Raw genomic sequence first — 23727 nt, 5'->3', positions numbered from 1 at the left:
AGTAGCAAACCTGTTACATACTATAAAAATCCTACAAAAATCTGAGTTCCCACTAATGTAATAATCCCTGAGATTACAATCGATAGACTACTCATCGCTCCTTCAATTTCACCAATTTGCATCGCTCTAGCAGTCCCAATCGCATGAGAAGAAGTTCCAATCGCAATCCCTTTTGCTATCGGGTGAGTAATATTAGCAATCTTACAAATCCCCTCACAGAACATATTCCCTAGAACTCCAGTAATAATAATCACTGCAACTGTAATCGTTACATATCCTCCTGTTTCTTGAGACAATCCCATTCCGATAGCTGTCGTAATTGATTTTGGAAGAAGCGTAACATACTCTTCATGCGTCAATTGGAAAATGAAAGAAAGCAGCCACACTGTACACAGGCTTGTAAGAACCCCAGATAAAACTCCAAAGAAGATTGCTTTCTTATGCTTCTTCAACAACTCTAGCTGCTGATATAAAGGAATCGCTAAACAGACAGTCGCTGGCGTTAAAAAATAACTTAAATTATATGCACTTGCATAATAACTAGCATAGTCAATATGAAATACATCTAAAACGATAATTACAAATACGATTGCCACCAACAATGGATTAAAAATAGGCCATTTATAGCGTTCTCGAAGGAATACACCAATTTCAAAACCGAGGATACTAATCACGATTCCAATCGTTGCTGAATTAATGGCTAGTTGATTCATGGTCTTCCTCCCTTTCTAAAATAAACTGGGTTACTCTTCCAGATACAATCATGACTACGATTGTTGTAATTACGGTAATAATCGAAACCGGTAAAATAATTCTTTGTAATTGCGCCCAAGATTCAATAATTCCTACAGCTGCAGGAATAAACATCAGAGCCATGATTTCAATCAAGAAAGTCCCCGCTTGATGAACACGATCTAATTTAATGAGACCAGTCATTAAGAATATCATCATTAGTATTAATCCGTAGATACTTGCTGGAATGGGGAACGGCAAGAGATATTTTAAAATTTCACCTAAACAGGTTACAAACATAATCCAGCCAAATTGTTTAAAGAATTTCATTGTTTACTCCTCTAGTTTAAAAGCACCCTATCCACGTCATAGAATAGGGTGCTTCCATCTTTTTGTATATATAAACCTACCTCAGAAAGAATACTCTCTTCCAATATTTTCTCATATTATAATCAAATGCATAGAAAGTCAACTACAAACCTAAATAGCTTCGTTACTAACTCCTGAATTTTCGATAATCATTCAAAAATCTTCTTTTCCATCATTAACCGATCCATATTAGTCATTTAATCAGAACAATACAGATATTCCTGATATCTCTTTTTACTTCTTCCACTATTTCAATTATCACCATTTCTTTTATGATTCTTTGTATTTGTAGTATGGTGCTTCTGTCCATTTTCCTCAACTATGATTCATTCATCTCTAAAACTTTATCTAGTCTTTTAAGGTAAGAATATTACTGTTCGCGATTAATATGTTGAACCCTCCTTCCCCCAATAACCATATGCGTCCTCTCTCAAGCAAGATTCCTTCTCGATTTTCAAAAAATGAAGTCCCCCAAAAAGAAAATTTTGATAAGGAACGTTCTTGAATTTCCCCAAGCGTGCGCGTATAATTTCCCTTATGAAAAAGACCGCTATTAACTTAACAGACGGACCGATTTTGCGGTCCATTATTACGTTTGCCATTCCAATTGTTATTTCAAATATATTCCAGCAACTCTATAACACTGCCGATATTATGATTGTAGGGAGGTTCCTTGGGCAGGATGCGCTGGCGGCTGTTGGGGCGACCGCAGCCATCTTTGAACTGATTGTCGGATTCGCACTCGGCGTCGGCAACGGGATGGGCGTTATCATCGCACGCTACTACGGTGCCAATAACCATCGTCTCTTGAAACGCGCCGTCTCGGCCACCATCGTCATCGGGGCCGTCCTCAGTCTTCTCGTAGCTCTTGGAGGAACGTTCGGGATGTATCCACTGCTCGAGTTTCTTGGAACACCCGCTAGTATTATCGACCAGTCCTATGCATACATCTCGATCATCGTGCTCGGGATTGCGGTGACGTTTGCGTATAATTTATGCGCGGGGTTGCTCCGCGCCGTTGGAGATAGTCAGGCCGCCCTTTACTTCTTGATTTTTTCAGCGGTGGCGAATATCTTCCTCGATATTTTACTCATTACAACGTTCAACATGGGCGTTGAAGCTGCAGCCATTGCGACGATTATTGCTCAGGGCATATCGGCCGTTCTCTGCTTTATCTATATCAAAAAACGCGCCAGCTTCCTTATTCCAGCCAAAAGTGATTTTGTCCGCGACGATGAACTGTATTTAGACCTCATCAGTCAAGGATTAGCCATGGGACTCATGTCATCCATCGTCTCTCTAGGATCTGTGATGCTCCAGTCCTCCATCAACGCGCTTGGACCGGTCATCATCAGTGCGCAAACTTCTGCTAGACGTATTTTCGCGTTTTCAACCTTGCCATTTGCGGCGATTGCAGCGGCAATGACGACCTTTACTTCGCAAAACTTCGGGGCTAACAAAGTGCACCGGATTGCCAAAGGAATTCGTCAAGGAAGCCTTCTAGCATTTGGATGGGCGATTCTAGTCTGCATCATTTTATTCTTTGCGAGTCCATTCCTAAACGAACTCGTCTCTGGATCGAGCGACCCGCTACTACTCGATAATGCCGCGCTGTATAACCGCATCGGCTCGCTTTTCTATGTGCCGTTAGCGCTCCTTCTGATTTTACGAAATAGTCTGCAAGGGCTTGGGCAAAAGGTGACGCCGCTTGTGTCGAGTTTTATTGAGCTGGCAGGGAAGGTGCTTTTCGTGGTGTTTGTGATTCCGCAGGCGGGGTATCTTGGGGTGATTTTCGCAGAGCCGATTATTTGGTGCCTGATGGCTATCTATCTTTCCTACGCCTTCTTGCGTCATCCGCTCATTAAAGAAGTAAGGCATGAAATATTTTAAAGCCAAGGGCTTCTATGGACCTTCGCGGATATCTTCATAGTAATGGAAATAACTGTACCGGCAAGAGCCGAAGTCTCTTTGCCTATCGAACTTCAAAGGGCGTCATGTTGATTCATATCAACTGACGCCCTAATTTAATTTTTGATTATTTCCAAACGTTTTATTCATTTTAGTTTAGTAATGGTTTTTATTATTTCATTCTCTTTTACTGTGTTTACCCCTAAATCTTTTCTCATTGCATTTATTAGAATTTCAATATAATGTAAAGTCTTTTCATTATCTTGAGGATTATCAGTATTATTTTGCTTAAATGTATTCCACGCTCTAATTACAGAGGGAGACCCCCACAACAAGATACTAGATTGGAAGTCATTTATATTTTGAACAATCTCCTTTTGATCCATGTTTGGATTGATAACCATTAATTCATACATAAATCTCAGGAATAACAAATACGCATCTTTCCTCTTCTCAGAAAGATATTCTTTTCTTTTCATGTATGCGGAATATACAACCCCTGCGATTGAAACTACACCTGTCACAATTGCTACTTTAAAAACACTATCTAGATTTAACACATACTCAATAATATTTGGAATCAAAATTATTATTTCTAAAATACCAGAAATCACAAAAACAAACGCTGCAATATTAAGCAAATATTTAAAAATGCCCCAACTAATGAATTGTTGAACTATGGATAATACTAGCATAACTCCAAAAGAACCAATCACTATTACCAATATCATATTTTTCTTACTCTCCAATCAAAGTAATTTTTTTATAGTTCGGTAAAGAATCTGAGAATGTATTAGGTATAAAAACATTGAATAAAATTTTACTTTTATCTATAAACATTCTTGAATCTCTTTCTTTAACTTCAACAGCTTGCAATCTTATTCCTCTAGGTACTATTTCATCTTTTCCATACATAAGTTTTGCCCTATAAAAATATTTTTTCCCAGTTTTTAATACTTCCATTTCTAAATAACTTTCATAATAGGATTGATTATCAAAAAATTTCTTTCCCCAATATACACTCCCTCTATTGGATAACTCCGTTTGAGGATAAATATTATTTACATTATAATAATTTAGACAAATCCCCTTAACAACTCCTCGAAACAATCTTTGTGCAAGAATATGTCCTGAATGAAATATAGTAGGTTTATATCGTTTCTTTTTACTACGTTTACTTTTTCCAAGAGTACTAGCATCAACAATTCCGTATCCACCTACTGCCCATCTTTTATCTAAATCTTTAAATGCCGAAAAATAATTGGTATCATTAAACACCTTAATTTCTGTTTCTTTTACTTTATTAAACTTTTCATCTAAGTCGTCTATATCTTTAACTAGACGCATTGAATAATTTACTAAATTAAAATTCTTATCATTGTTTGAAATTCCTAACTGCTCCCATAGGTCTCCTTCTTCAATTAATTGTGTTATTAACTCTTTATAAACACTACACATATAACGTCCCTCCTTTTGCTCATTATATCACCAGTTATTAGTCTTTAATAGATCTATTTCATCATAATTCTCTACAACACCCCTTTTTTTACCAAGAATTTGTCGTATAATGAAAGTAGCTAAATTAAAAAGCGGTGAGGAGATTATCAGATGAGTAATTATATAAAATGTAATCAAGATAGATGGAATAAAGTAAAAAATAACTATACTGAGCCAATCACACATGAAGAATTAGAAGAAGCTAAGAAACAACCCATTTCTGTGGCATTAACGATTGGGAAAAAAGTTCCACAAGAATGGTTTGAAAAAGCCAATAGAAAAAAGATACTAGGCTTAGCGTGTGGTGGTGGACAGCAGGGGCCCGTTTTTGCTGCAAAAGGGTATGATGTCACCATCATGGATTTTTCCACATCGCAATTACAAAAAGATGAAATGGTGGCTGAAAGAGAAGGTTTAACAATCACTACCGTTCAAGGCGATCTGACAAAACCATTTCCATTTGAAGATGAAACGTTTGATATTGTTTTTAATCCAGTTTCAAATGTATATATAGAAGATTTAGAAAATATGTATAAAGAAGCCGCTCGCGTATTGAAAAAAGGCGGGTTGTTAATGGTCGGGTTTATGAATCCTTGGATATACATGTATGACGCCGACGTTGTATGGGATAGACCCGATGAGGAATTATTGTTACAGTTTCCACTCCCTTTTAATTCAAAAGAGCTTGAAGCAGAAGGCAAAATCACCATCAATCCAGAATACGGATATGAATTTAGCCATACGTTAGAGACGCAGATTAGAGGGCAACTCAAGAACGGTCTCGCGATGATTGATTTTTATGAATCGTGTGATCAAAGAAATCGATTATCCCATTATGGGAATGACTATATCGCTACACTCTGCGTTAAACTATAATGTGATATTTAGAAAAGAGACAAAATAAGCCCTTGGTATCTTCATAGTGTTTGGGCGCCAAGGGGTTCTATGGATCTTCGCGGATATCTTGCCTTTTTTATTATTTTTGAACGAACACAACTTCGAGCTCGCCTTTTTCGTTCTGAAGGACGCGGAACATAATCACGTCGCCGTTGGAAGTCCCCATGAAGTAAACCCAGGAACAGCTTCTCCAATCATTTGTCCAAATTCATTTGTCTTCATATCCTCTTCTACCTTCTATCTGTGACTCTCATCACTTCTCAAAGTACCTTATTATACTACTTCTTTGTAAAAATGAGGACTTCCTACTCTACTGCTTCCTCTTCTGTCTCCACTAAATAGAGCTCCTGGAGGCCACTGATAGGAAGCCACCTTGCTTCTGTCTGTGACTCCACGTATACCGCTTCATCGCTCAATTCCACAGGGACACCGATCACCATTTCATGCCCTTCCTTCTTCTTCATGCGAAAACACGCCAATTGCCGGTGAACGTAGAGTTGTGTGAGGAGCGTCCATTTTTCCTCTTTCGTGAGACGACTTGTGTAATGCTCCATCCGCTTCTCTTTGGCGATTTCACTCGTATGTTCGGACAAGAAGAAGCCTTGCCACTTCGCCATGCCACGGTCTGTGTATTCTCTGGTTGCTTTATACGGTAAATACATACGCATATTCATGTCAATCCATCTAACCCTCCTGCCGAATGCCCTCCGACGAGTTGACTGCGCGCCTTCACGCGGGACGATTCCAATAGAGAGTTCGCCTTCAAGAGCGAGGTGAAGCCGAATTCGTCGCGAATTATATCGACGGCCTTTTGCAATTTTTCTTCCTTTTCGACCTGCTCGTAATCGTCGAACAATGAAAATACCGTAATCGCCTCATCCACGAGCCCTTGATAGGAAATCCCTACCCGACGCACCGCACCACTTGTATACTTCTGTCGAAACAAGTCCAATACCACTTCCGTCAGAGGTTTGGTTTGATTCGTTGGGTCGATTTTTCGTTGCGCTTGAATCGATTTTTTCTCCTCCGTTCTGGAGTACCCCACATGAATCGATACACAAGTCGTCTTCTTGCGGACTCTGCGCAGGCGAACGGCTACTTGCTCGGCCATTTCTCTTAAAATCAACTCGATATCACCCTTTTGACGGTAATCTTTCGGTAAAATTTGCGAGTTCCCGATGCCGTGTGATTTCACCTTGTAAGGATGATGGACATTGCTCTCATCGATGCCATTCGCATGAAACCACAGCTCCACGCCCATAATCCCCAGATGCTTCTTCAATAGATCCGCATCCGCATGCGCCAATTCCTTAATCGTGTAAATCTTCAGCTGATTGAGCCGCTTTTCCATACGACTGCCAATCCCCCAGAAATCCGTCATCTTCTTAATTCCCCAGACCTTCGTTTCGACGTCCTCGTACGACCAGTTGGCGCGCATATTCTTCGCGTTCTTAGCCTCATTATCCAGCGCGAGTTTGGCAAGAAGCGGATTCGCATTAGACATCCCAACCGTCGAATAGAGCCCCGTCTCCTTCCAAATCGCCCGCTGAATTTGCGCGGACAAGAGGTCTAATTTCTCCTTTCTGGAAAGTGCCTTATCCGGGAAGAAATAATTCAAAGAAGTCGTCAAGTCGATAAAGCCTTCATCGATGGAATACGGATAAATCTCACTCGTCGTAGCAAAGTTTTGCAAAATGCGCTGAATCTGCATATTAATCCGGATATACTCGGACATTCTTGGCGGGACAATGACGGTCGCTCTCGCCCATGCCTCGATGAAACGCACGAAGGTCGCATCCGTGGGAAGCCCTTGACGCTCGGTCGTATAATAGGAAAAGCGACGCGTGTGAATATCAAACGGCAAATCGTAGGTCCGACCGACATTTTTGCGCCCGAAGACTTTCTTGAAGACGGGAGAAGACGCCAGAATGAGCCCTTTACAATTATCTGCACGACTTATCACACAGAGCGAGGCCTTGAGCGGATGGAGTCCTCTAGCGATACATTCAACGCTGGCATAGAACGACTTCATATCGATAAACGCAATGTCGCTTCTTGGTTCCAAACTGTAGTCAATCAGAGTCATCGAACACGCCTCCCTTCTTACGATACTCTTGCGGTGAAACGATTAATTTTGCACGCAACCCCTATAAACCGCTCTGTAGCAACATTTCTAAGACGCTTGTTGTTGAGTCTTTTCTCTTTTAGTACCAAATCTGTTTGAACTACCTTAGTTATAACACGAACGTATGTTCTCTTTCAAGCAAAATTCCTTCTCGATTTTCAAAAAATGAAGTCTCCAAAAAAAGAAATTTATACAAAGAATCTTCTTAAATTTCCCCAAACGTGCGAGTATAACTTCCCTTATGAAAAAGACCGCTATTCACTTAACAGACGCACCGATTTTGCAATCCATTATTACATTTACAATTCCAATGATTATTTCAAATATATTCCAGCAACTTTATAACACTGCCGATATTATGATTGTAGGGAGGTCCCTTGGGCAGGAGGCGCTAGCGGCTGTTGGACGAATGCAGCCATCTTTGAACTGCTTGTAGGATTTGCACTCGGCGTCGGCAAGGGGATAGGCGTTATCATCGCGCGCTACTACGGAACCAACAAACCGCATCGGCTCGCTCTTCTATGTGCCGTTAGCCCTCCCACTAATCTTGCTCAATAGTCTGCAAGGGCTTGGGCAAAAGGTGACGCTATGAAGAGAGGGCTACTGGAAGATTTTTAGGTGTTGTTGGCTTTCTTTTGGGAAATCCAAAACACCTCTTTTTTCACGAAGAATTTGGCGTATAATGAAGGTGACTAAATAGAAAGCGGTGATGAGATGGGACAACTGACAGAACAATTAAGACAGACATTTGTAGAAGTGTACGGCACGGAGCCGGAAGAGAGCTTTTTTGCACCGGGTCGTGTGAACTTGATTGGGGAGCATACCGACTATAACGGCGGGCATGTCTTTCCTTGCGCAATTACGCTGGGAACTTACGCATGGGTGAAGCCGCGTACGGACAAGAAGCTTCGTCTGTATTCGGATAATTTTCCGCAGGACAGCATTCGCGAGCTGGACATGACCGATCTAACTTACAAGGCTAGCGACTCGTGGGCGAACTATGTCAAAGGCGTCTTCGTGTACTTGGAGGATCTTGGGTTTGCTTTTCCACATGGCATGGACATCGCATTTTACGGAAACATCCCAAACGGATCGGGCCTCTCATCGTCAGCCTCCTTCGAGCTGCTCGTGGGTGTCATCGCTCGCAAGGTCTACAGTCTGGATATCGACACGCTCTCCCTCGTGAAGGTTGGGAAACGAGTGGAAAATGACTTCATTGGTGTGAATTCTGGCATCATGGACCAGTTCGCTGTGGGGATGGGCAAGAAGGACCACGCCATCTTCCTCGACTGTGCTACGCTGGAGTATGAACTCGTTCCAGTGAAACTTGGCGACTATCGCATCGTCATTATGAACACGAATAAACGCCGCGAACTGGCCGATTCGAAGTACAACGAACGCTTCGCCGAAACGCGGATTGCCTTGAAGGAGCTACAAGAGCATGTAGCTATCGATAGCCTGGGAGAACTCACTATTGATCAGTTTGACGCGCTGAAGCATCACCTATCTAGCGAGCTCTTCGTCAAACGTGCTCGTCATGCCGTGAGTGAAAATGAACGGACGGTGCTTGCGACACGTGTCTTAAAAGAAGGCGACCTCGCCCACTTTGGACGTCTCATGAACGAAAGTCACCTCTCGACCGAACTTGATTACGAGGTCACTGGAAAGGAACTCGATACCCTCGTCCATACAGCATGGGAACAAGCTGGCGTTCTTGGTGCTCGTATGACAGGTGCCGGATTTGGAGGCTGTGCTATCGCGCTCGTGCATCAGGAGCATATCGAAGCTTTTGAAGCCAACGTTGCCAAAGTCTACACCGAAAAAATCGGCTACGCTCCAAGCTTCTATATTGCGGAGATTGCGGATGGTGCACATTAAAAAATAAAAAAAAGAGCATTGGATGTGGAAGATCCAATGCTCTTTCTGGTTTTAGTGTTGTGAGGTATTCACTATCTACACCTTCACTATAGCATACTTCTTTTTATAATCAAGGAAATTGGTTTAGAAACGAGACAAAATAAACCCTCGGTATCTTCATAGTAATACAGTACAAAATAATCGGAGCTTTTTATGAAAGTATAAAAATACAAGCTCTGGTTGAAGCGTCGTTCAACGTTATAAACTTACGCATAACATAAGGCTTCCTAAGCCTTTGACTTATTTTTTATTTTTGAACCGACACCACTTCAAGCTCGCCTTTTTCGTTCTGAAGGACGCGGAACATGATCTCGTCGCCTTCTTTCGGCCCGTCTGGGTGCTTGGAGTCCATCAAGAGTGTGCCAAAGCACTGGTTGCCTTCCACGCGCAAGATGCGCACCCACAAGCGTTCGGGGTCCTTGCTCTTGTCTTCGTAGTATACAGCCACGCCAAAGTCATCGGGATGTCGGCGGTGGCGGAATCGGTCGAGGCCTTGGAACGAACGTGTCTCTTCTTTTTCCTTGCTTTTTGTATCATAGACTTCCGCAATGACGCGTCTTGCACGGTCGACAATATACGGATCGACTTCCATCCATTTCATCGAACAGAATTCGCAGTCATCAAGGTTCGCCAGACGAATGAGGTACATCGTCTCTTCGGGAATGAGGCGCATGTCTAGCGCCCCCTCGCCTTCTTTAGCAATCCATAGCGGTTGGAACGAAACGCCAGCCTCCTCGTCAATATAGCCGTAGAGGACGAGCCCTGTGTCTCCTGGCTGGACTACTTCTGACATCACGTCTTCGATGAGCGATGCACAGCGAACGTAGACGAGTTGATGGTAGAAGCTACGGAAAGAGGCATCTTTTACTTTTTGCATCTGAGACGCAATTGGGATTTCATTTGGGAAGAGTTCGCCTTTGATGTCTAGACCTGGCGCAAAACCGCATCGGTCAAGCCACTCGGGACTTGTCACCTCTGGGATCGGTTCGGCGTGGGTCTTGGAGGCGAATCGCTCCCTGCTATCGGCCACGATGTCCACCGGCAGATCCAAATTCACATGCTCCATCCATTTCCAACGATAATCGTCCGGCAAATGCAAGAGGAGAATCTGCGTCTTGCCTTCATGCTCGTAAATGTCCAGCACCTTAAAGTGGCTGTCGCGGTTGGCCACATGTAGCCCCCAGTTCGTGCCGTGCTCCGCCTTCGACAGGTCAAAGAGGTGATTGGAAAGGATGCTGAAACGGTGCGTCGTCACCATCCCTCCAACGCGACTCGTCGCATCGGTAAAAGCAGCGTTTCGCACAATCATCCCCACCTTGAACTTCGCTGTTTCTTCCGGCGTAAGGTTGATATCTCTAGCAAAGAGCTGCAATCCCGGCAGCATCTCATTCATTAATTCTTCCATCTTCTTCATCTCTGGCATTCGTTTCACTCCTATTTCTTTATCCTTTACCAGGTGGCGCGCAGTAAGCGTTCATTCTGATACGGTACTAAATTGATCTTGCTAGATTGAATCTCTCCACTGGAACTACGAACCGTCTGAGGCGCCTCCGTCCCCATCAACAACACACCTGAATGTCCATTTTTGGCAAAGACAAGAACCGTCTTCCCCGACTTCGACACATAGCACTCGACGATCTCATAAGGAACTCCTCCCGATTGCCAAGTAAGATCGTACCAGCGAAAGGAAGCCTGTTGCCCAGAGACGGTTGCATATTCAAAGAGCTGATCGGGAACCATTAAGTCATAGTACTTGCGCTGAGTGGCTAGAGAGGTCCGTTCGAATACCTCCCCTTTTTGACGGGCATATTCCTCCATCGCTTCCGCAACCGTGATAGACGCAACCGTTGTCTCCACCACCGTCGTTGCTTGCATGGTCGTCGGTGTAACAGTCGTCGTCACCGCCTCCTGTGACCTTTTAGTGCATGCCACGAGTGCCAACATACACAGCGCTGATGCTAGTAATCGTCTGCCCTTCATCCTCTCTCCTCCAATCATGAAAGCCTTCTCTATTCATGCTTATTATAGCATAGGTGGGAAAGAAAAAGCATTGGAGCTTTAGTCCAATGCTTAATTATGACACAAACCCTATCAAAATTTGGTTCAGTGCATTTATTAATTAGGTATTATCTCTTAATAATTCTAATATTTTATCATAAAAACATTGAGCCAGATATCTTCCTCTATTTTCAATCGAATTCGTATCAAAATTATTAATATCCCATTCCATTGCATTATTAACCCTACGGGGCTCAGAAAATTTTCTTTTATTTTTGAAAATTAGTTCTTTCATTTGAGGGTAATTGGACTTGCGATATGCTGATATTTTTTCAGATGTTTCAGCATCTCCTAAATCATTATTAGGTTGTTTTTCAAACACAACTAAATTACCAATTAGGTACTCAGGGGATCTTTCACCGTCTACAGCGTTTCTCTTCGCTCTTATATGTTCAATAGAATAATCATCATCCCTGGTACGATATTCAACTCCTGCACCATGATTGATAACATCTAACCAATTATTTAGGGTATAGATAGCATATGTAGATAAGCATTTTTCATGTTTAGAACCTTTCCAATCATCGCTATCAATCCATCTCAACTTGGTAAAACTATTCAGAAAATCATTATAATCCGGCAATACTTGGCGCATCTTAGCCTTAACCTTTTTAATTTCTGTTTTAATTTCTTCTAGATTCAGACGATTCCCTCCAAATTCACTTAATAACGCTTTTCCAAAGCTAAGGTATACTTCATCAAGTTCGTTAAAGTCAACCTGAGGAGAAATAGCTCGAATAAATTCAAATACAGTTAGTAACTCAAAAAACGATACTTTATTATCTCTACCAAAAGGTGTATTTTGTACAGAGATAATAATAGGCAATAACTGTCTTGAAGGAGAAATCTTAAGCAACCACTTTAAATTTCTTCCAATTTTATTATCAGCTCCTGATTTGTTTTCAATTAATTCTTTTATACCTGCCGCATCTTTTTGCAAATCATCTAAAAATCTGAGATATTCTGAAGTATCTAATTTATCTTGGAAAGAAGCATATAAGCTATGTTCTGAAAGTTCATAGTGTATCTCCCACCACTTCGAAATAAATTCATCGATGAAGATATTTATCTGACCGGTTGTTTGAAGCAAATTATTCCATTTTTGTAAGACAACATCCTCCCCAGTTGGAGGCAATCTTCTTTCTGTAGAATAAAATAGACTATGCTTAATTAAATCAACATCATTCAATGAAATACCACGAGTATTTAATCTACCGAAGAGTAAGTTACTCTCTAGTTCGTCATTCACAATCACTACAGATATCTTCGTTCTTAACAAATGATCTAGTAATGACTGTTTGTCGATTTTTTGTTCAGAAACTAAAGTAGTAAAATATTTTTTTGCCCTATTAAATGGATGACGCTTTTCATCTTGTGTAAGCTTTGAATTTTCAGCAATCTTAACCCAAACATTATTTTGTTCATCGTTAAATTTTAAAGGAAGGTATCCGTCGTTTTTTTTGATATTCCCGAGAGAAGCAATTAATAACAGCAAGGTAATAATTCTTTGCTGACCGTCAACCAATTCATAGTCGTTCGCTAGTTCCTTCTTATAGACAATAATGTTTCCCCAATAATCTGTATTCATATCTGCTTTGACAAATGAATGTAACAAATCAGAAAATAACTCTTCCCATTGCTTCTCACTCCATGAATATTTTCTCTGGTAAAGAGGAATCGAGAAATAGCAAATCTGCTCATCCTTAGTTAAAAATGTTGAAAATAAATCTTTGATTGTACTTTCTTGTGCAACATTGATATCCATATGTTATTGTTCCACCTTTTGTATGACACGATTTTCCATTCGTTTCATGTATTGTTCCATGAAATTATAGTCAGGTTTATCATCTTTTTGCGGCAACATTACCACTTGTCGTTTTATTCGCTCAGTCCCCATTTTATAACCGTAGGCATATTTTTCCTTTTGTTTCATAATTGTGGTTTGAATAAATTGATTGACATATCTATTGTTTTTATAACCAATCACTTCTAAAAAACGAGTGTCCCCGGAAAAATAGGCTTTATACGGATGATAAAAGGCATAACCTACCGATCCATTTCGATTAATTCCAATAACCCCGGCGGCAGTGTATCTTTCCCTTCCTACAATATTTACAAAATCAGTAATTCCATTGTTGATGGAAGAAGCACCAATAAAAGGAGCAGAACCACTAGTACGATTATAAACTTCCCAATCCCGTCCACTATTAATAACTGTAATCGAGTCTAGAGTAAATGCTTTCCACTTAACTTCGTTTAATTCTCTATAATCTGTTATCTCATGTAGTTTAGGAAACTGATAGGTATCCTTAATTTGATTTGTTTTGATTCGAATATATTCTTCCATAAATTTCCAGTCCGGATTCCCAGAATCTGTAATAGGAAGAGAAACTCTTTTTTTCTTAAGTCTACCTAATGTTGCCCCATTACCTCCCCAATTCAACACCTCTAATTGTTTTTTAATAATTGGAATCAAAAACATTGCAACATTTTTATTTAAGTACTCATTGTAAAGTATTTGGACGTTTTGACCAGTGTAAAAATCTGTTTCTTGATAGAAAACTGTTTGAGTATCCAAACCAATGCTGATAACATTTCCTTTATTTATAGCAAATGATTGTCTTGACACAAACATATCTAATCCATTGTTGTTTTTCGAACGAGTAACATACGGGAAAATTTTCTCATCATCAAATGTTAATTTATTTTTATCTATACCATTTAATGTTGAATGGAGTGTAAAAATTTTTTCATCACCCAACAAAAAGGTACCCCATCTTTTATTATTTATCATCATCATCCACCTCAAACAAATATCCCTTTCCATGAGTATACATATCAAACTGGAAGCTTAAGTAATCTGCAATAGTTTTTTCAAACTCCTCATCACTGGGAATTTCATCGTTAAAGTAATAAAAACTATGCAACCATTCATCATCTGCTTGAATTGTCGATTTCACCATAAACTTGGTCGTGTAATTCTCTTCATCTCCGTTAATAACATCAAACAAGTGTTGTCTTTTTTTCTTTGCTGTACCATCATCAATCAAACCAATATGTTTTCTTACAACAAAACCATCGTCCTCAAAATTAATAAATTTAACTTTTTTTCTTTCGATATCATGTGGTTTTCCTGCCTCAAAAACCGCGATAACGGGATTAGTCCCCACGCCATAGAAGGTATCTTTATTTACAGTAATTACCATTTCTAAAGTATGTTTTTCAAGAATTTTTTTCTTGTATTCTTTTTCTTCCTTAGATTTACCAACCATCGTTGATTGAGGGACAATCACCGCTAATTTTCCTCCAGTCACCAGCATATCTAATGCATGACGAATAAAATTGATTTCTGTTAGAGTTTTGTCTGTTTTCCCTTGAGAATATGGCGGATTAAATAAAATTTTGTTTACTTTCTGCTTTTGGAGATCTTCACCAGCAACAGAAAACATATCATTTAACTGTAGATTACTTTTACCATCGCCTCGTAAAATCATGTTTGTTGTTGCTACGGTGAACATCTTCTCCTGCAACTCTATCCCCAGTAGCTGATGCTGCTTAATATGCTTTATTTCATCTTTATTCTTCGCTAGCTTAGTCATTCTATTCATTGCAGAAATCAAAAAAGCGCCACTACCACAAGCAGGATCTAATACATAATCAGTCGGTAACACATCAATTAATTCCGTCATAAGCGTCGTAATATGGTGAGGCGTCAAAACAATCCCTAGGCCATTCCCATCACTGCCACCATATTTTACAAACTCACCATAGAAATTGCCCAAAATATCGTAATCTGTATTTTGTTTAAAGTGGTGAATAACTTTGTCTTTCAGTTTTTTAGTAAAATAATGAAGCGGTGTTACTCCCAATTTCTCGTTTTTTTCATTTAGACGTACATTGGTTTCTAAAAACGAAAACTTATGGAGTAGAATACTGACTTTGTCTTCTGGCATGACACCTTCAGATGCAATGTAATCTTTAACGGATTTTAAAATTCTCATTCCATCATTATCAATTACTGGCTTCGTCGCATCCTCTGTGCCATCATTTTTTTTAGGATACTTATTACCAGTTAATTTTTTGATATCAAAATCTACTTCATTAAGTGCTAAAAGAATTGCAGAAATTACCGTTGCCTTATTCTCACCTTCGAGCGATGCGTAGTTCCGTAAATCTTCATGTAATTCTTTTGAAACATTTTGCAATTCAAAGATGCGTTTTTGCTCAATAGAATATTCTTTAAGTACATTTACTGAATACCATTCGTTTATATTATTCGGATGAAGTTCTTGCAGATCAGTTAACCTTGGAAGGATTTCTTCAACAATTCCTTCTTCAGTTACAGAAACTAATACAGGTTGAATGCTATGAGATTCATTATCCCCAGTAATACCTATTGCTATCACTTCATCAAAAGAGGTAGTTTTCGTTACGATATGGTTTGCGTAGTGCACAGCGCCATTTACAGCATAACCTGACAATGATGGAATATCTTTGGTAATAGAGCCATCCTCGGAAAGATTGATGAGTTTATCATTGTCCCTTTTATCTTCAATCACAATAAGGTAATCTAAAATTTGCATAACAAATTCAGGTTTTCCAATTCCCGATTTTCCTTGTTTACTAGCTCCTTTTAATGCTTTAGCAATTTCTGGATGAGAGGAACCTTGCTCATCGTATCGGACACAAAATTTTTCTATCTCTCTTCTGACGTATTGGTCAGTTGCTGTTGCTTCGTTCGCCATGTTTTTTCACTTCCTTGAGTTATTTATCTCTAGATTATATCAAAGAAAACCGTAAATTACTTGAAAATTTGCTATTTTCGTTTCGGTAATATTGACTTAACATTTTTAAAAGGCTTTTGAATAAGAGCCATAATATTTTTATAGAACTTTACTTTTTCCTTTACTCTTTAAGAATGTTATTAAATTGATGTTTGTTAATAAGACACAGCTATGTGATTATCTTTTCTTAAACGAAACAGAACAATTCCTTTTACAATTTAGTTCTTAAAAGTACAAAAGTAATTTGTTTTACTTATCGAAAAAAATTAAGAGCCTACTGACATTTTTCATCAGTAGGCTCTAATTTACCCCAATAATTCATTGACTCTTTGCTGCACCGCCTCATAGTCATACCCCGCAGCTTCAAGTCGCTCTTTGCGTTCTTCTCCATTACCCCAATCACCTTGAATCACTTCATAGGCAAGGGTATCCGTTGTTTTTGTATCGTTATTTTGCGATCCTTGTAAAGCAAGATTTACTTTTTCTTGAATTCTTTCGGCATTATATCCTGCATCTGTTAGTTCTTTTATCCGTTCTTGTCCAACTCCCCATTCTCCTCGAATAACTTGTTGAACAATTGCACTATCATCACTAAAAACTTCATGACGCACCCAGGTATTCATTCGGAATTCTTCCTCTGGAAAGTGATTATGTAAAATTTCAGCAAGATTATTTCCGAGTGAGGCAAAATATTGCATTCTTTCAATGAAATATACTCGCACACTTTCCGTTGTACCTCCATGCAATTCCATGCTTCGGTGAGGACAGCTTGTGGGCACAAATTCATGATGGAGTCGAACAGTTTCTCGTGAGATTGGCATCCCTGCTTCTACCAAGTCGGCAGCTGCTTTCAATAGTGTCATATCTTCATTCAGTAGGAATTCCTCATCGCTAGCTGATAGGCTCTCACACACCTCGTATCCAATGGAACGGCAGTTACTCCACCAATCTCCGGTATGGTAACCAATATTTTCAATTGGAACAACCTGAACTATCGTGTCTCGGTTGCAATAGAAATGTGCTATCCCCAAGGCTTTATTACGATTTCTTAGAAATGGAATATACCGATGCGGTTTCATTCTTCCCGCATCATTATGGATAACTACGAAATCAAAACTTTCTAGAAAGCCACTGTCCTTCATCACAAAATCTCTCAAAATTCTAATCACCTTAATTCTCCTCCTTCTGATGTAATTGCTTCAATACACTTTGGAACTTTTGCGGGATTGGCAGGCCTAGATACGATGCATTTTCTAGTATGGATATCCCCTCATTTGAGATGTAGAAGAAAATGACCGTTGCCCTTAACACTCCTGCTTTCCCTAGAATATGCACATCAACAACATTCGCCGTTCCAACAAGCACAAAAATCAATACCTTACGAGCAATCCCCTTATACCCAACAGAGCTAGAAAGTCGCTTTTGATCGATTGCGTTTAGAACTCCTGTTACATAGTCGAGAATCACAAGGACCAGCAACGCATACAAAAGGCCATCTTTCCCTCCAAGAAAACCTCCCACAATGGCTCCAAGGGCAAAAAAACCGGATTGTAAATAGTAAAATGATGTTTTCATAAATTTTCCTCCCTTACATCATTTCGAGAAGGTTAGGAGAACCACCATTAATAGATGATTCTCCATCCCCGCTAGAAAATTATTCTTGAAAACTTTCTAGCTCATCTTCCTAACCTTTATTTACTCATTTCTTCTTTTTGTCGTTGAAGATCTCATTTTTAATACGAGTCATATAGCTAGCACTTTCCCCGTTCGTATACAATTGAATTCCTTGTTTTTCGAATAGGTTAGCATCCGCAATCTTTTTCATCGCTGCACGAGTAGTCGTGGCATCCAGATTATCTTCCGGATGTGCGATAACAAGACGCTTTGTTTTTCCATCACTTCCTGTAAAGCCTAAATATAATTCTTTAACTGTAGTTGTTTCATTAGCCATGATATTTTCCTCCTTTATTTATTAGTTTCTGTCGTGTCGTGTGCGAACAACTGTATCGCAGTAGGTCATCGCTTCTTTGGCAAGAGTATCGATTGCATCTGAGACTGTCATCACAGCATCATGCGTTGCACCTTGCTTCAAGTTTTGAAGACTCTTAAATTTTTTCACTTTTCCTTTTTCCGCGTCTTGGTAGAATACTTCCAATGTTGCTTTATTAAATGTTTCTGACATGGTTATGTCCTCCTTATTTGATTTTTGTTTTGTAGTGTCATGACTTCTACATCTATATAAACCAATTAGGACTCCATTTTGCTATGCTTGTCTAAAAATTTTTTCATTTTCTTTCGAATTGATAGAATATCCTGTTGAACCGACGAACGAGTTCGCCCTATTCTTCTAGCATATTTTGCGACGGGTTCATCACTTTGCATCAAATATTGCAATGTTTTCATTTGGAGTTTTGTTAGTCTTTGGAAAAATTCCCTATAGTCGAATTCTACCTCAACCCAGTAAGGGTCATTTTCCGATTCTTGCATCCAATCCTGATTAAACTCTACCGTTTCGATGTTCTTCTTAGTAATTCGATTGAGAAACTTCCAATATAATTTTCGTTGAAGATAGCTGTTAAACTGTTTCGCTGCATCCAAAGATTCAAGTGGATTTTGTTTACTCTCTTGATAAGCTTCTAGTAACAACAACCGTCCTTCTTGTAGGAAATCGTCATACTCAGCATTATTCCTTTGAATATTGAGTTTTTTCATTACATGATAAATAACCCCTTCGAATTGCTCGAAAAGTTGAGTTGTTTTTTCTTCAGTTTCTGTCCATACTTTCATAGTTTTTTCTCCTAAAATAGAATTCGAAACTAGCTAATCTCTATATTGAACTACGTATATTTTCCTTATAAAATCGTGCTTTTTCTTTTATAAATATAAATAATATGGTTTTTGCCGTTTAAAATTTAGTCAGTATTCCACATGAATTCTTTTGTACTGAAAATTTATAATTCATAATTTACAATTAACTATATATAGAATGTTTATTAGTATTTTGCTAAAATAATAATGAATGTTAGACTCACTACTTAAACTCTCGAATATTTTATACATCAAAGATATTATTGTTTTCACATTTTAGTTGAGAGTTATATATTTGCTAAGCTTTTTTATTAGATCACACGAAATTTTAGACATTTTATTGTAGTTTTTGATTTCATTACTTAAAAATAATTTTTCTAGATAAGGAGTATATAATTTTATGAACTATAAATTTTTTGCTAGATATATCGATCAGACTAAATCATACAATGGATATAAAGACTTTTTGTTTTTTGAAGAAAATAAATGGGATGATTATGGCTTTAGAACATTATTTGAAGTATATATTCCTAAAGATAATGGTAAGTTAATAAAAATAGGTGCTATCAGTATAGCTAACATAAACGCTACTACTATGAACGAAAAATATATTGCATTAGATGAATTTGACACTGAAAATGTTTATAAGAAGTTACCTGAGGATTTTATAAGTCTAGGCAACAAAGATTTTTACTACAACTTGCACAAATTCTTTAATCAAAATCAATGTCAAGAAATATTAAATGATTTAAATGACTTATGCTCTTCCTATGACAAGGATACGAAAAATATATATTTCTCTAAAGATGTAGTAAATATATCTTTTTTTAGAGGTTATACTTTAGAAGAAGCTATTGAAAGAATTGAATTTACTTTAAAACCATTGGCAGATGCTGGTAACAGAGAAGGTTATAATATAACTTATAAATATTTGTTTGATGACAAATTACTTTCAGAAATAAATTTTGTTTCAGATCCTGAGTACATTTTCCCACAAAACGTCCACGCAATTATAGGTGCGAATGCATCTGGTAAAACAACATTTTTAAAGGATATTTTACTATTAGCGATTAATCAAGAAATACAAGAAGAATCCCTATTTAGAAAAGATAATCAAAACTTACAAATCTGTTTTTCTTCACGTCAGGATATAAAGATTGATTCTCCTCGAGATTACTTTTCAAAAGTTATATTAATTTCATTTAGCCCTTTTGATAATCTATTCCTAGAATCGGGTAATCCTCTTGGAGAGAATGGAAATGTTAAATATCTTGGTATTTACCAAAACGGAACTACACCCGTTAACCTAAAAGATTTATATTCTAATTTTCTACACTTGATTAATCAGCTTAGAGATCATCGCGACAATTGGCTATTTTTTAAAGACATTTTACGATATCAAGGTTTTCACGGTGATATATTACCTATTGTTGAGGCAATGGATACGGTCGAAAACGACGATGATTTATGGCTATCTTTTGATAAGTTGAGTGCAGGACAAAAAATTATCTTATTATCAATAACTACCCTAATAGTAGAAGTTGAACAATTTAGTCTTGTTCTTATTGACGAACCTGAACTTTTTTTACACCCTCCAATGATTTCGAATTATATTCGTAGCATTTCAGAGATTATGCGTAAAAAAAATGGACTTTGTATATTGACAACTCATTCTCCAATAATAGTCCAGGAAATCCCAAAAGATTGCGTAAAACTTATTCAAAATAATGAAGATGGCGGAATAAAAATGGTAGAGCCAACATATGAGACACTTGGCGAAAATCTATCAACACTTACAAACACTATTTTTCAGCTCGACCAATATCAATCAGGATTTTATCTTTTAATTAAAGATATAATAGACAATCCTGCAAAATATGATCTTACATATGAGGATATTAAAGATCTAACATTTGGTAGAGACGGAATGCTCTATAAAGATTTATTACTTTCAGAATTAAATGAAAGTGAGGAAGATTAATGCTAACAAGCATAACACGTGAAGAAAAAGATCATCTGAAAAATTTTCGAGACTACTTAAAATCTCCCGACATAACAGAAGAAGACAAACAAATTTTCAATCAACTCGAATATTATTTAACCGCTGAATCTAATAAAATTTATTCCGATTCTATTAATAATTATCAATTTGATATGAATTTGATTGGTGAAAACAACTCAATTTTATCACCCGATAAAATTGATAATTTTTGGTGTAAACATAAACAGCATATAATTCCAATGTTAGAAAATTCAGAGATGTGTCCAGTATGTGGTCTATCCTATAATCCAACTTTTAAAATTATAAAAACTATAGAACATGTATTGCCAAAAAGTAAGTATCAACAATACATCTTATCTCCAATAAACTTAGTTTATTTTTGTGAATGCTGTAACAGCTCTAGATCAAATGATCTTGACGGCAGAATTTTCCATCCAATTTTTTCAAGAATCAATTGCACTTCTTCAATTAATGTAGGATTTTTCATTAGAAACGACCATGCTATTGATGTAAAAGTAACTATCAATGAAAACAATCCAGATTTTAAATATTTTATTAAGAAATTATTTAGAATTCCACAACATTATAGAAAGTACATAGCTCATATTATAAATGATGAAATATCATCACTTGAAAATTCGATGGAAAAAGAAATACACGGACTATCACTTGATGAAAAATATGCTTGTTTAAATACCCATTTTCAAAATAAATACTCTATTTCAAACAAAACATATTCTGTTAATTCAGAGACAGAGAAATTAATAATTTCATTATTGGACAATGCGATAAAAGCTCAGTCTTATCTTTTTGCTCAATATGTTTTAGAAAAGTCCACTAGATTAAAATGCTGCTAATTTATATCTCTACTTTTTATTTCATATATACAATATGAAAGCATAAACAAATTATGTACTTATAAGAAAGACCCAACAAGTTTAAAACAAAATTTTACGTGTTTTAAACTTGTTGGGTCTTTATTTATTCAACATCCTTATTTAGTGCTCCACAAATAGTAACTGAGTTTCTATTTTTTCTTTTTAATTTTAATCTCAAAATCGTATCCGAATAAATCTGTCAGTTCAATCAAAGACAAGACTGTTGGATTGTGTTTCCCTTTTTCTAATCTGCAGTATTGGGATTCTAACATTCCTAAAGCATTAGCCATCTCTTTCTGAGATAAGCCTAATTCTAGTCGCAGTTTGATAACCCTTAGAGACACCTTTTGAAGATGATATTCTTCAAGCAGATCTTGCTTAAATTCAGGGCAGCGAGATTTCAATACATTTAACCTTTTTGTTAGGTAGGTCATCTTCAGTTTCCCCCTCTTCTGTTTCTCGACTAATTGGAATCCTTAAACATCTTTTCCCGTGCTTTCCTCGTTCCCATTTTTCACGTACTTCTGGAGAAAGCCCTTCTTCTTGTAATATCATTAATACCGCGAAAACTTTGACTTGTTCCTCGTACGTTAAGCCTTCTACTTCGTCAATCATCTTCTTTGTTACCCGGTATTTTGCCATAAAAACCCCTCCCAATTGTGCAGAATCCCAAAATTCACTTATAAGTGAATTTCGGGCAGCTAAGCATCTCCTTTGTTTTCAAAAAACATTCTCCAAAAAACCTTATTATTAAGCCTAAAATATACTCTTATACTTGATTAATTTCTTTTGTTCCTCCGTTATAAGACATTTTTATAAAACCGTTTTCATATAATTATAACCTGCTGAAACCCTTGTTGCAATAGGCTTTTTGAAAAAAGAAATTTTTTTGATATTTTTTCCAAAAAAATGGATTTTCATTCCCAACACTTTTAACAAAAAACTGAATCAATATTGTAAAGCGCTTACTATTTTGGTATTCTAACTAAAAGGAGTATTATTTATGAAAAATAGTTCAAAAATAGATTTAACACTGCAAATGGAAAAAATTTATGGTATCTCTGTCGTAGAAGCCATCAAGAAAAAAAGCAATAGAAGTTATACTAATCCTATTTATAACTTTGAAGATTTACGAGAACTGCTAAAACCTTTTTTGTTTTACAACACTCTAATAGATAATTTTTACAAGAATCACAAACAACTTACAAGATTTATTCTTATCACACTCGAAAAATATTATGGTATTGCTTCTATCAATTTTTCAGAACCATTGAATTCATATTCAATGAATTACACTTGGGAAATAGAACACATTATTCCTAAAAGCGATTCAAGTATCTCTGACCCTAATATAATTGGAAATTTAACTTTACTTACAAATAAGCTAAATACTAAAAACGAATATAGTGCTGCAAACTTCCAAACAAAAAAATGCATAATCGATAAACTAGACAATACTGTTGTAAAATCATTATTTCTTAATAATTGTTTTAGAGAGTATAGTACTTTCGGTGAAAAAGAGATTAATGAACGAACAAATTTCTTACTCAATAAATTTAATAACATCTTTTATAAAGATGGCGACTGTACTGTTATTGACAATATTACTATTGAAACTTTTATAGAAAAACTAAATCTAAAAGACTGCTAAATTCATTTTTACTTGATTTTTATAAAGATAGCCCCCTGAGCAAAACTGAAGTGCACCCCAAAAGTTAGACACAAAATCTAACTTTTGGGGTGTTTTTATTA

Annotated in this window: 24 protein-coding genes and 1 pseudogene; 7 read left to right on the top strand and 18 right to left on the bottom strand. The window is 37.4% G+C overall.

Annotated elements, in window-relative coordinates; translation table 11 throughout:
- Positions 1-20 precede the first annotated feature (20 nt).
- Both Q0594_RS07975 and Q0594_RS07970 read right to left on the bottom strand, forming a co-directional pair.
- A complete protein-coding gene (locus tag Q0594_RS07975; protein WP_298731076.1) occupies positions 21-713 on the bottom strand; it encodes an LrgB family protein in 693 nt (230 codons plus the stop codon).
- Positions 694-1062, bottom strand: coding sequence for a CidA/LrgA family protein (locus Q0594_RS07970; protein ID WP_298731075.1), 369 nt, complete (start codon positions 1060-1062; stop codon positions 694-696). Before Q0594_RS07970 ends, Q0594_RS07975 begins: the two co-directional genes overlap by 20 nt.
- Positions 1063-1638: 576 nt before the next feature.
- Between Q0594_RS07970 and Q0594_RS07965 the strand changes: the two genes are divergently transcribed.
- Positions 1639-2991, top strand: a complete 1353-nt coding sequence (locus Q0594_RS07965) for an MATE family efflux transporter (protein WP_070444871.1) — start codon at positions 1639-1641, stop codon at positions 2989-2991.
- Positions 2992-3155: 164 nt separating this feature from the next.
- Here the strand turns inward: Q0594_RS07965 and Q0594_RS07960 are convergent, their stop codons facing one another.
- A complete protein-coding gene (locus Q0594_RS07960; RefSeq protein ID WP_298731074.1) occupies positions 3156-3740 on the bottom strand; it encodes a hypothetical protein in 585 nt (194 codons plus the stop codon).
- A 7-nt stretch (positions 3741-3747) separates the two neighbouring features.
- Positions 3748-4467 carry a hypothetical protein gene (locus Q0594_RS07955; RefSeq protein ID WP_298731073.1) on the bottom strand — a complete coding sequence of 240 codons (720 nt, stop codon included), beginning with the start codon at positions 4465-4467 and terminating at the stop codon, positions 3748-3750.
- 150 nt (positions 4468-4617) lie between these two features.
- Between Q0594_RS07955 and Q0594_RS07950 the strand changes: the two genes are divergently transcribed.
- Complete coding sequence (locus Q0594_RS07950; protein WP_298731072.1) at positions 4618-5382, top strand: class I SAM-dependent methyltransferase; 765 nt, start codon at positions 4618-4620, stop codon at positions 5380-5382.
- Between the two features lie 326 nt (positions 5383-5708).
- On the opposite strand, the gene Q0594_RS07945 is transcribed toward Q0594_RS07950, so the two are convergent.
- On the bottom strand, positions 5709-6077 hold the full coding sequence (locus Q0594_RS07945; RefSeq protein ID WP_298731071.1) for a hypothetical protein: 369 nt from the start codon (positions 6075-6077) through the stop codon (positions 5709-5711).
- Entirely contained in the window at positions 6074-7489 is a 1416-nt protein-coding gene (locus tag Q0594_RS07940) for a Y-family DNA polymerase (protein ID WP_298731070.1), read from the bottom strand. The genes Q0594_RS07945 and Q0594_RS07940 overlap by 4 nt, the downstream gene beginning before the upstream one ends.
- Positions 7490-7769: 280 nt before the next feature.
- On the opposite strand from Q0594_RS07940, the pseudogene Q0594_RS07935 reads away from it, so the two are divergent.
- Positions 7770-8020 (top strand): annotated as a pseudogene (locus Q0594_RS07935) (MATE family efflux transporter); the annotation flags it as partial.
- A 222-nt stretch (positions 8021-8242) separates the two neighbouring features.
- Positions 8243-9406, top strand: a complete 1164-nt coding sequence (locus Q0594_RS07930; protein WP_298731069.1) for a galactokinase — start codon at positions 8243-8245, stop codon at positions 9404-9406.
- Positions 9407-9692: 286 nt separating this feature from the next.
- On the opposite strand, the gene Q0594_RS07925 is transcribed toward Q0594_RS07930, so the two are convergent.
- From Q0594_RS07925 to Q0594_RS07880, 10 genes are all read right to left on the bottom strand, one after another.
- Positions 9693-10868 (bottom strand): hypothetical protein, encoded by a 1176-nt coding sequence (locus Q0594_RS07925; protein ID WP_298731068.1) that lies wholly within the window; start codon positions 10866-10868, stop codon positions 9693-9695.
- 26 nt (positions 10869-10894) lie between these two features.
- On the bottom strand, positions 10895-11347 hold the full coding sequence (locus Q0594_RS07920; RefSeq protein ID WP_298731067.1) for a hypothetical protein: 453 nt from the start codon (positions 11345-11347) through the stop codon (positions 10895-10897).
- Between the two features lie 217 nt (positions 11348-11564).
- Positions 11565-13268 carry a DUF262 domain-containing protein gene (locus Q0594_RS07915; RefSeq protein ID WP_298731066.1) on the bottom strand — a complete coding sequence of 568 codons (1704 nt, stop codon included), beginning with the start codon at positions 13266-13268 and terminating at the stop codon, positions 11565-11567.
- Between the two features lie 3 nt (positions 13269-13271).
- Positions 13272-14297, bottom strand: coding sequence for a restriction endonuclease subunit S (locus Q0594_RS07910; RefSeq protein ID WP_298731065.1), 1026 nt, complete (start codon positions 14295-14297; stop codon positions 13272-13274).
- Positions 14287-16248 carry an N-6 DNA methylase gene (locus Q0594_RS07905; protein ID WP_298731064.1) on the bottom strand — a complete coding sequence of 654 codons (1962 nt, stop codon included), beginning with the start codon at positions 16246-16248 and terminating at the stop codon, positions 14287-14289. Before Q0594_RS07905 ends, Q0594_RS07910 begins: the two co-directional genes overlap by 11 nt.
- A 344-nt stretch (positions 16249-16592) precedes the next feature.
- Positions 16593-17456, bottom strand: coding sequence for an N-acetylmuramoyl-L-alanine amidase (locus Q0594_RS07900; RefSeq protein WP_298731062.1), 864 nt, complete (start codon positions 17454-17456; stop codon positions 16593-16595).
- A gap of 1 nt (position 17457) precedes the next feature.
- Positions 17458-17862 (bottom strand): phage holin family protein, encoded by a 405-nt coding sequence (locus Q0594_RS07895; RefSeq protein ID WP_298731061.1) that lies wholly within the window; start codon positions 17860-17862, stop codon positions 17458-17460.
- Positions 17863-17986: 124 nt separating this feature from the next.
- On the bottom strand, positions 17987-18238 hold the full coding sequence (locus Q0594_RS07890; protein ID WP_298731059.1) for a DUF2922 domain-containing protein: 252 nt from the start codon (positions 18236-18238) through the stop codon (positions 17987-17989).
- Positions 18239-18259: 21 nt separating this feature from the next.
- Positions 18260-18469 (bottom strand): hypothetical protein, encoded by a 210-nt coding sequence (locus Q0594_RS07885; RefSeq protein ID WP_298731057.1) that lies wholly within the window; start codon positions 18467-18469, stop codon positions 18260-18262.
- A gap of 65 nt (positions 18470-18534) precedes the next feature.
- Positions 18535-19074, bottom strand: a complete 540-nt coding sequence (locus Q0594_RS07880; protein WP_298731055.1) for a sigma-70 family RNA polymerase sigma factor — start codon at positions 19072-19074, stop codon at positions 18535-18537.
- 421 nt (positions 19075-19495) lie between these two features.
- Between Q0594_RS07880 and Q0594_RS07875 the strand changes: the two genes are divergently transcribed.
- Together Q0594_RS07875 and Q0594_RS07870 are read left to right on the top strand one after the other, a co-directional pair.
- Positions 19496-21076: an AAA family ATPase gene (locus Q0594_RS07875; protein ID WP_298731053.1), complete on the top strand. Its 1581-nt coding sequence runs from the start codon at positions 19496-19498 to the stop codon at positions 21074-21076.
- Positions 21076-21954 carry a hypothetical protein gene (locus Q0594_RS07870; RefSeq protein ID WP_298731051.1) on the top strand — a complete coding sequence of 293 codons (879 nt, stop codon included), beginning with the start codon at positions 21076-21078 and terminating at the stop codon, positions 21952-21954. Before Q0594_RS07875 ends, Q0594_RS07870 begins: the two co-directional genes overlap by 1 nt.
- A gap of 170 nt (positions 21955-22124) precedes the next feature.
- On the opposite strand, the gene Q0594_RS07865 is transcribed toward Q0594_RS07870, so the two are convergent.
- Together Q0594_RS07865 and Q0594_RS07860 are read right to left on the bottom strand one after the other, a co-directional pair.
- The gene (locus tag Q0594_RS07865; protein ID WP_298731049.1) at positions 22125-22409 is read right to left on the bottom strand and encodes a helix-turn-helix transcriptional regulator; all 285 of its coding nucleotides are present in this window, start codon (positions 22407-22409) and stop codon (positions 22125-22127) included.
- Positions 22360-22617 (bottom strand): tryptophan synthase alpha chain, encoded by a 258-nt coding sequence (locus tag Q0594_RS07860; protein ID WP_298731047.1) that lies wholly within the window; start codon positions 22615-22617, stop codon positions 22360-22362. The genes Q0594_RS07865 and Q0594_RS07860 overlap by 50 nt, the downstream gene beginning before the upstream one ends.
- 361 nt (positions 22618-22978) lie before the next feature.
- Between Q0594_RS07860 and Q0594_RS07855 the strand changes: the two genes are divergently transcribed.
- Complete coding sequence (locus Q0594_RS07855) at positions 22979-23626, top strand: DUF1524 domain-containing protein (RefSeq protein WP_298731045.1); 648 nt, start codon at positions 22979-22981, stop codon at positions 23624-23626.
- Positions 23627-23727 lie beyond the last annotated feature (101 nt).

It is taken from the genome of uncultured Granulicatella sp., assembly GCF_938030755.1.
In the GTDB taxonomy this organism is placed as follows: Bacteria; Bacillota; Bacilli; order Lactobacillales; family Aerococcaceae; genus Granulicatella.
The sequence above is the reverse complement of the archived record's forward strand: the minus strand, read 5'-3'. Positions and strand labels throughout refer to the sequence as shown.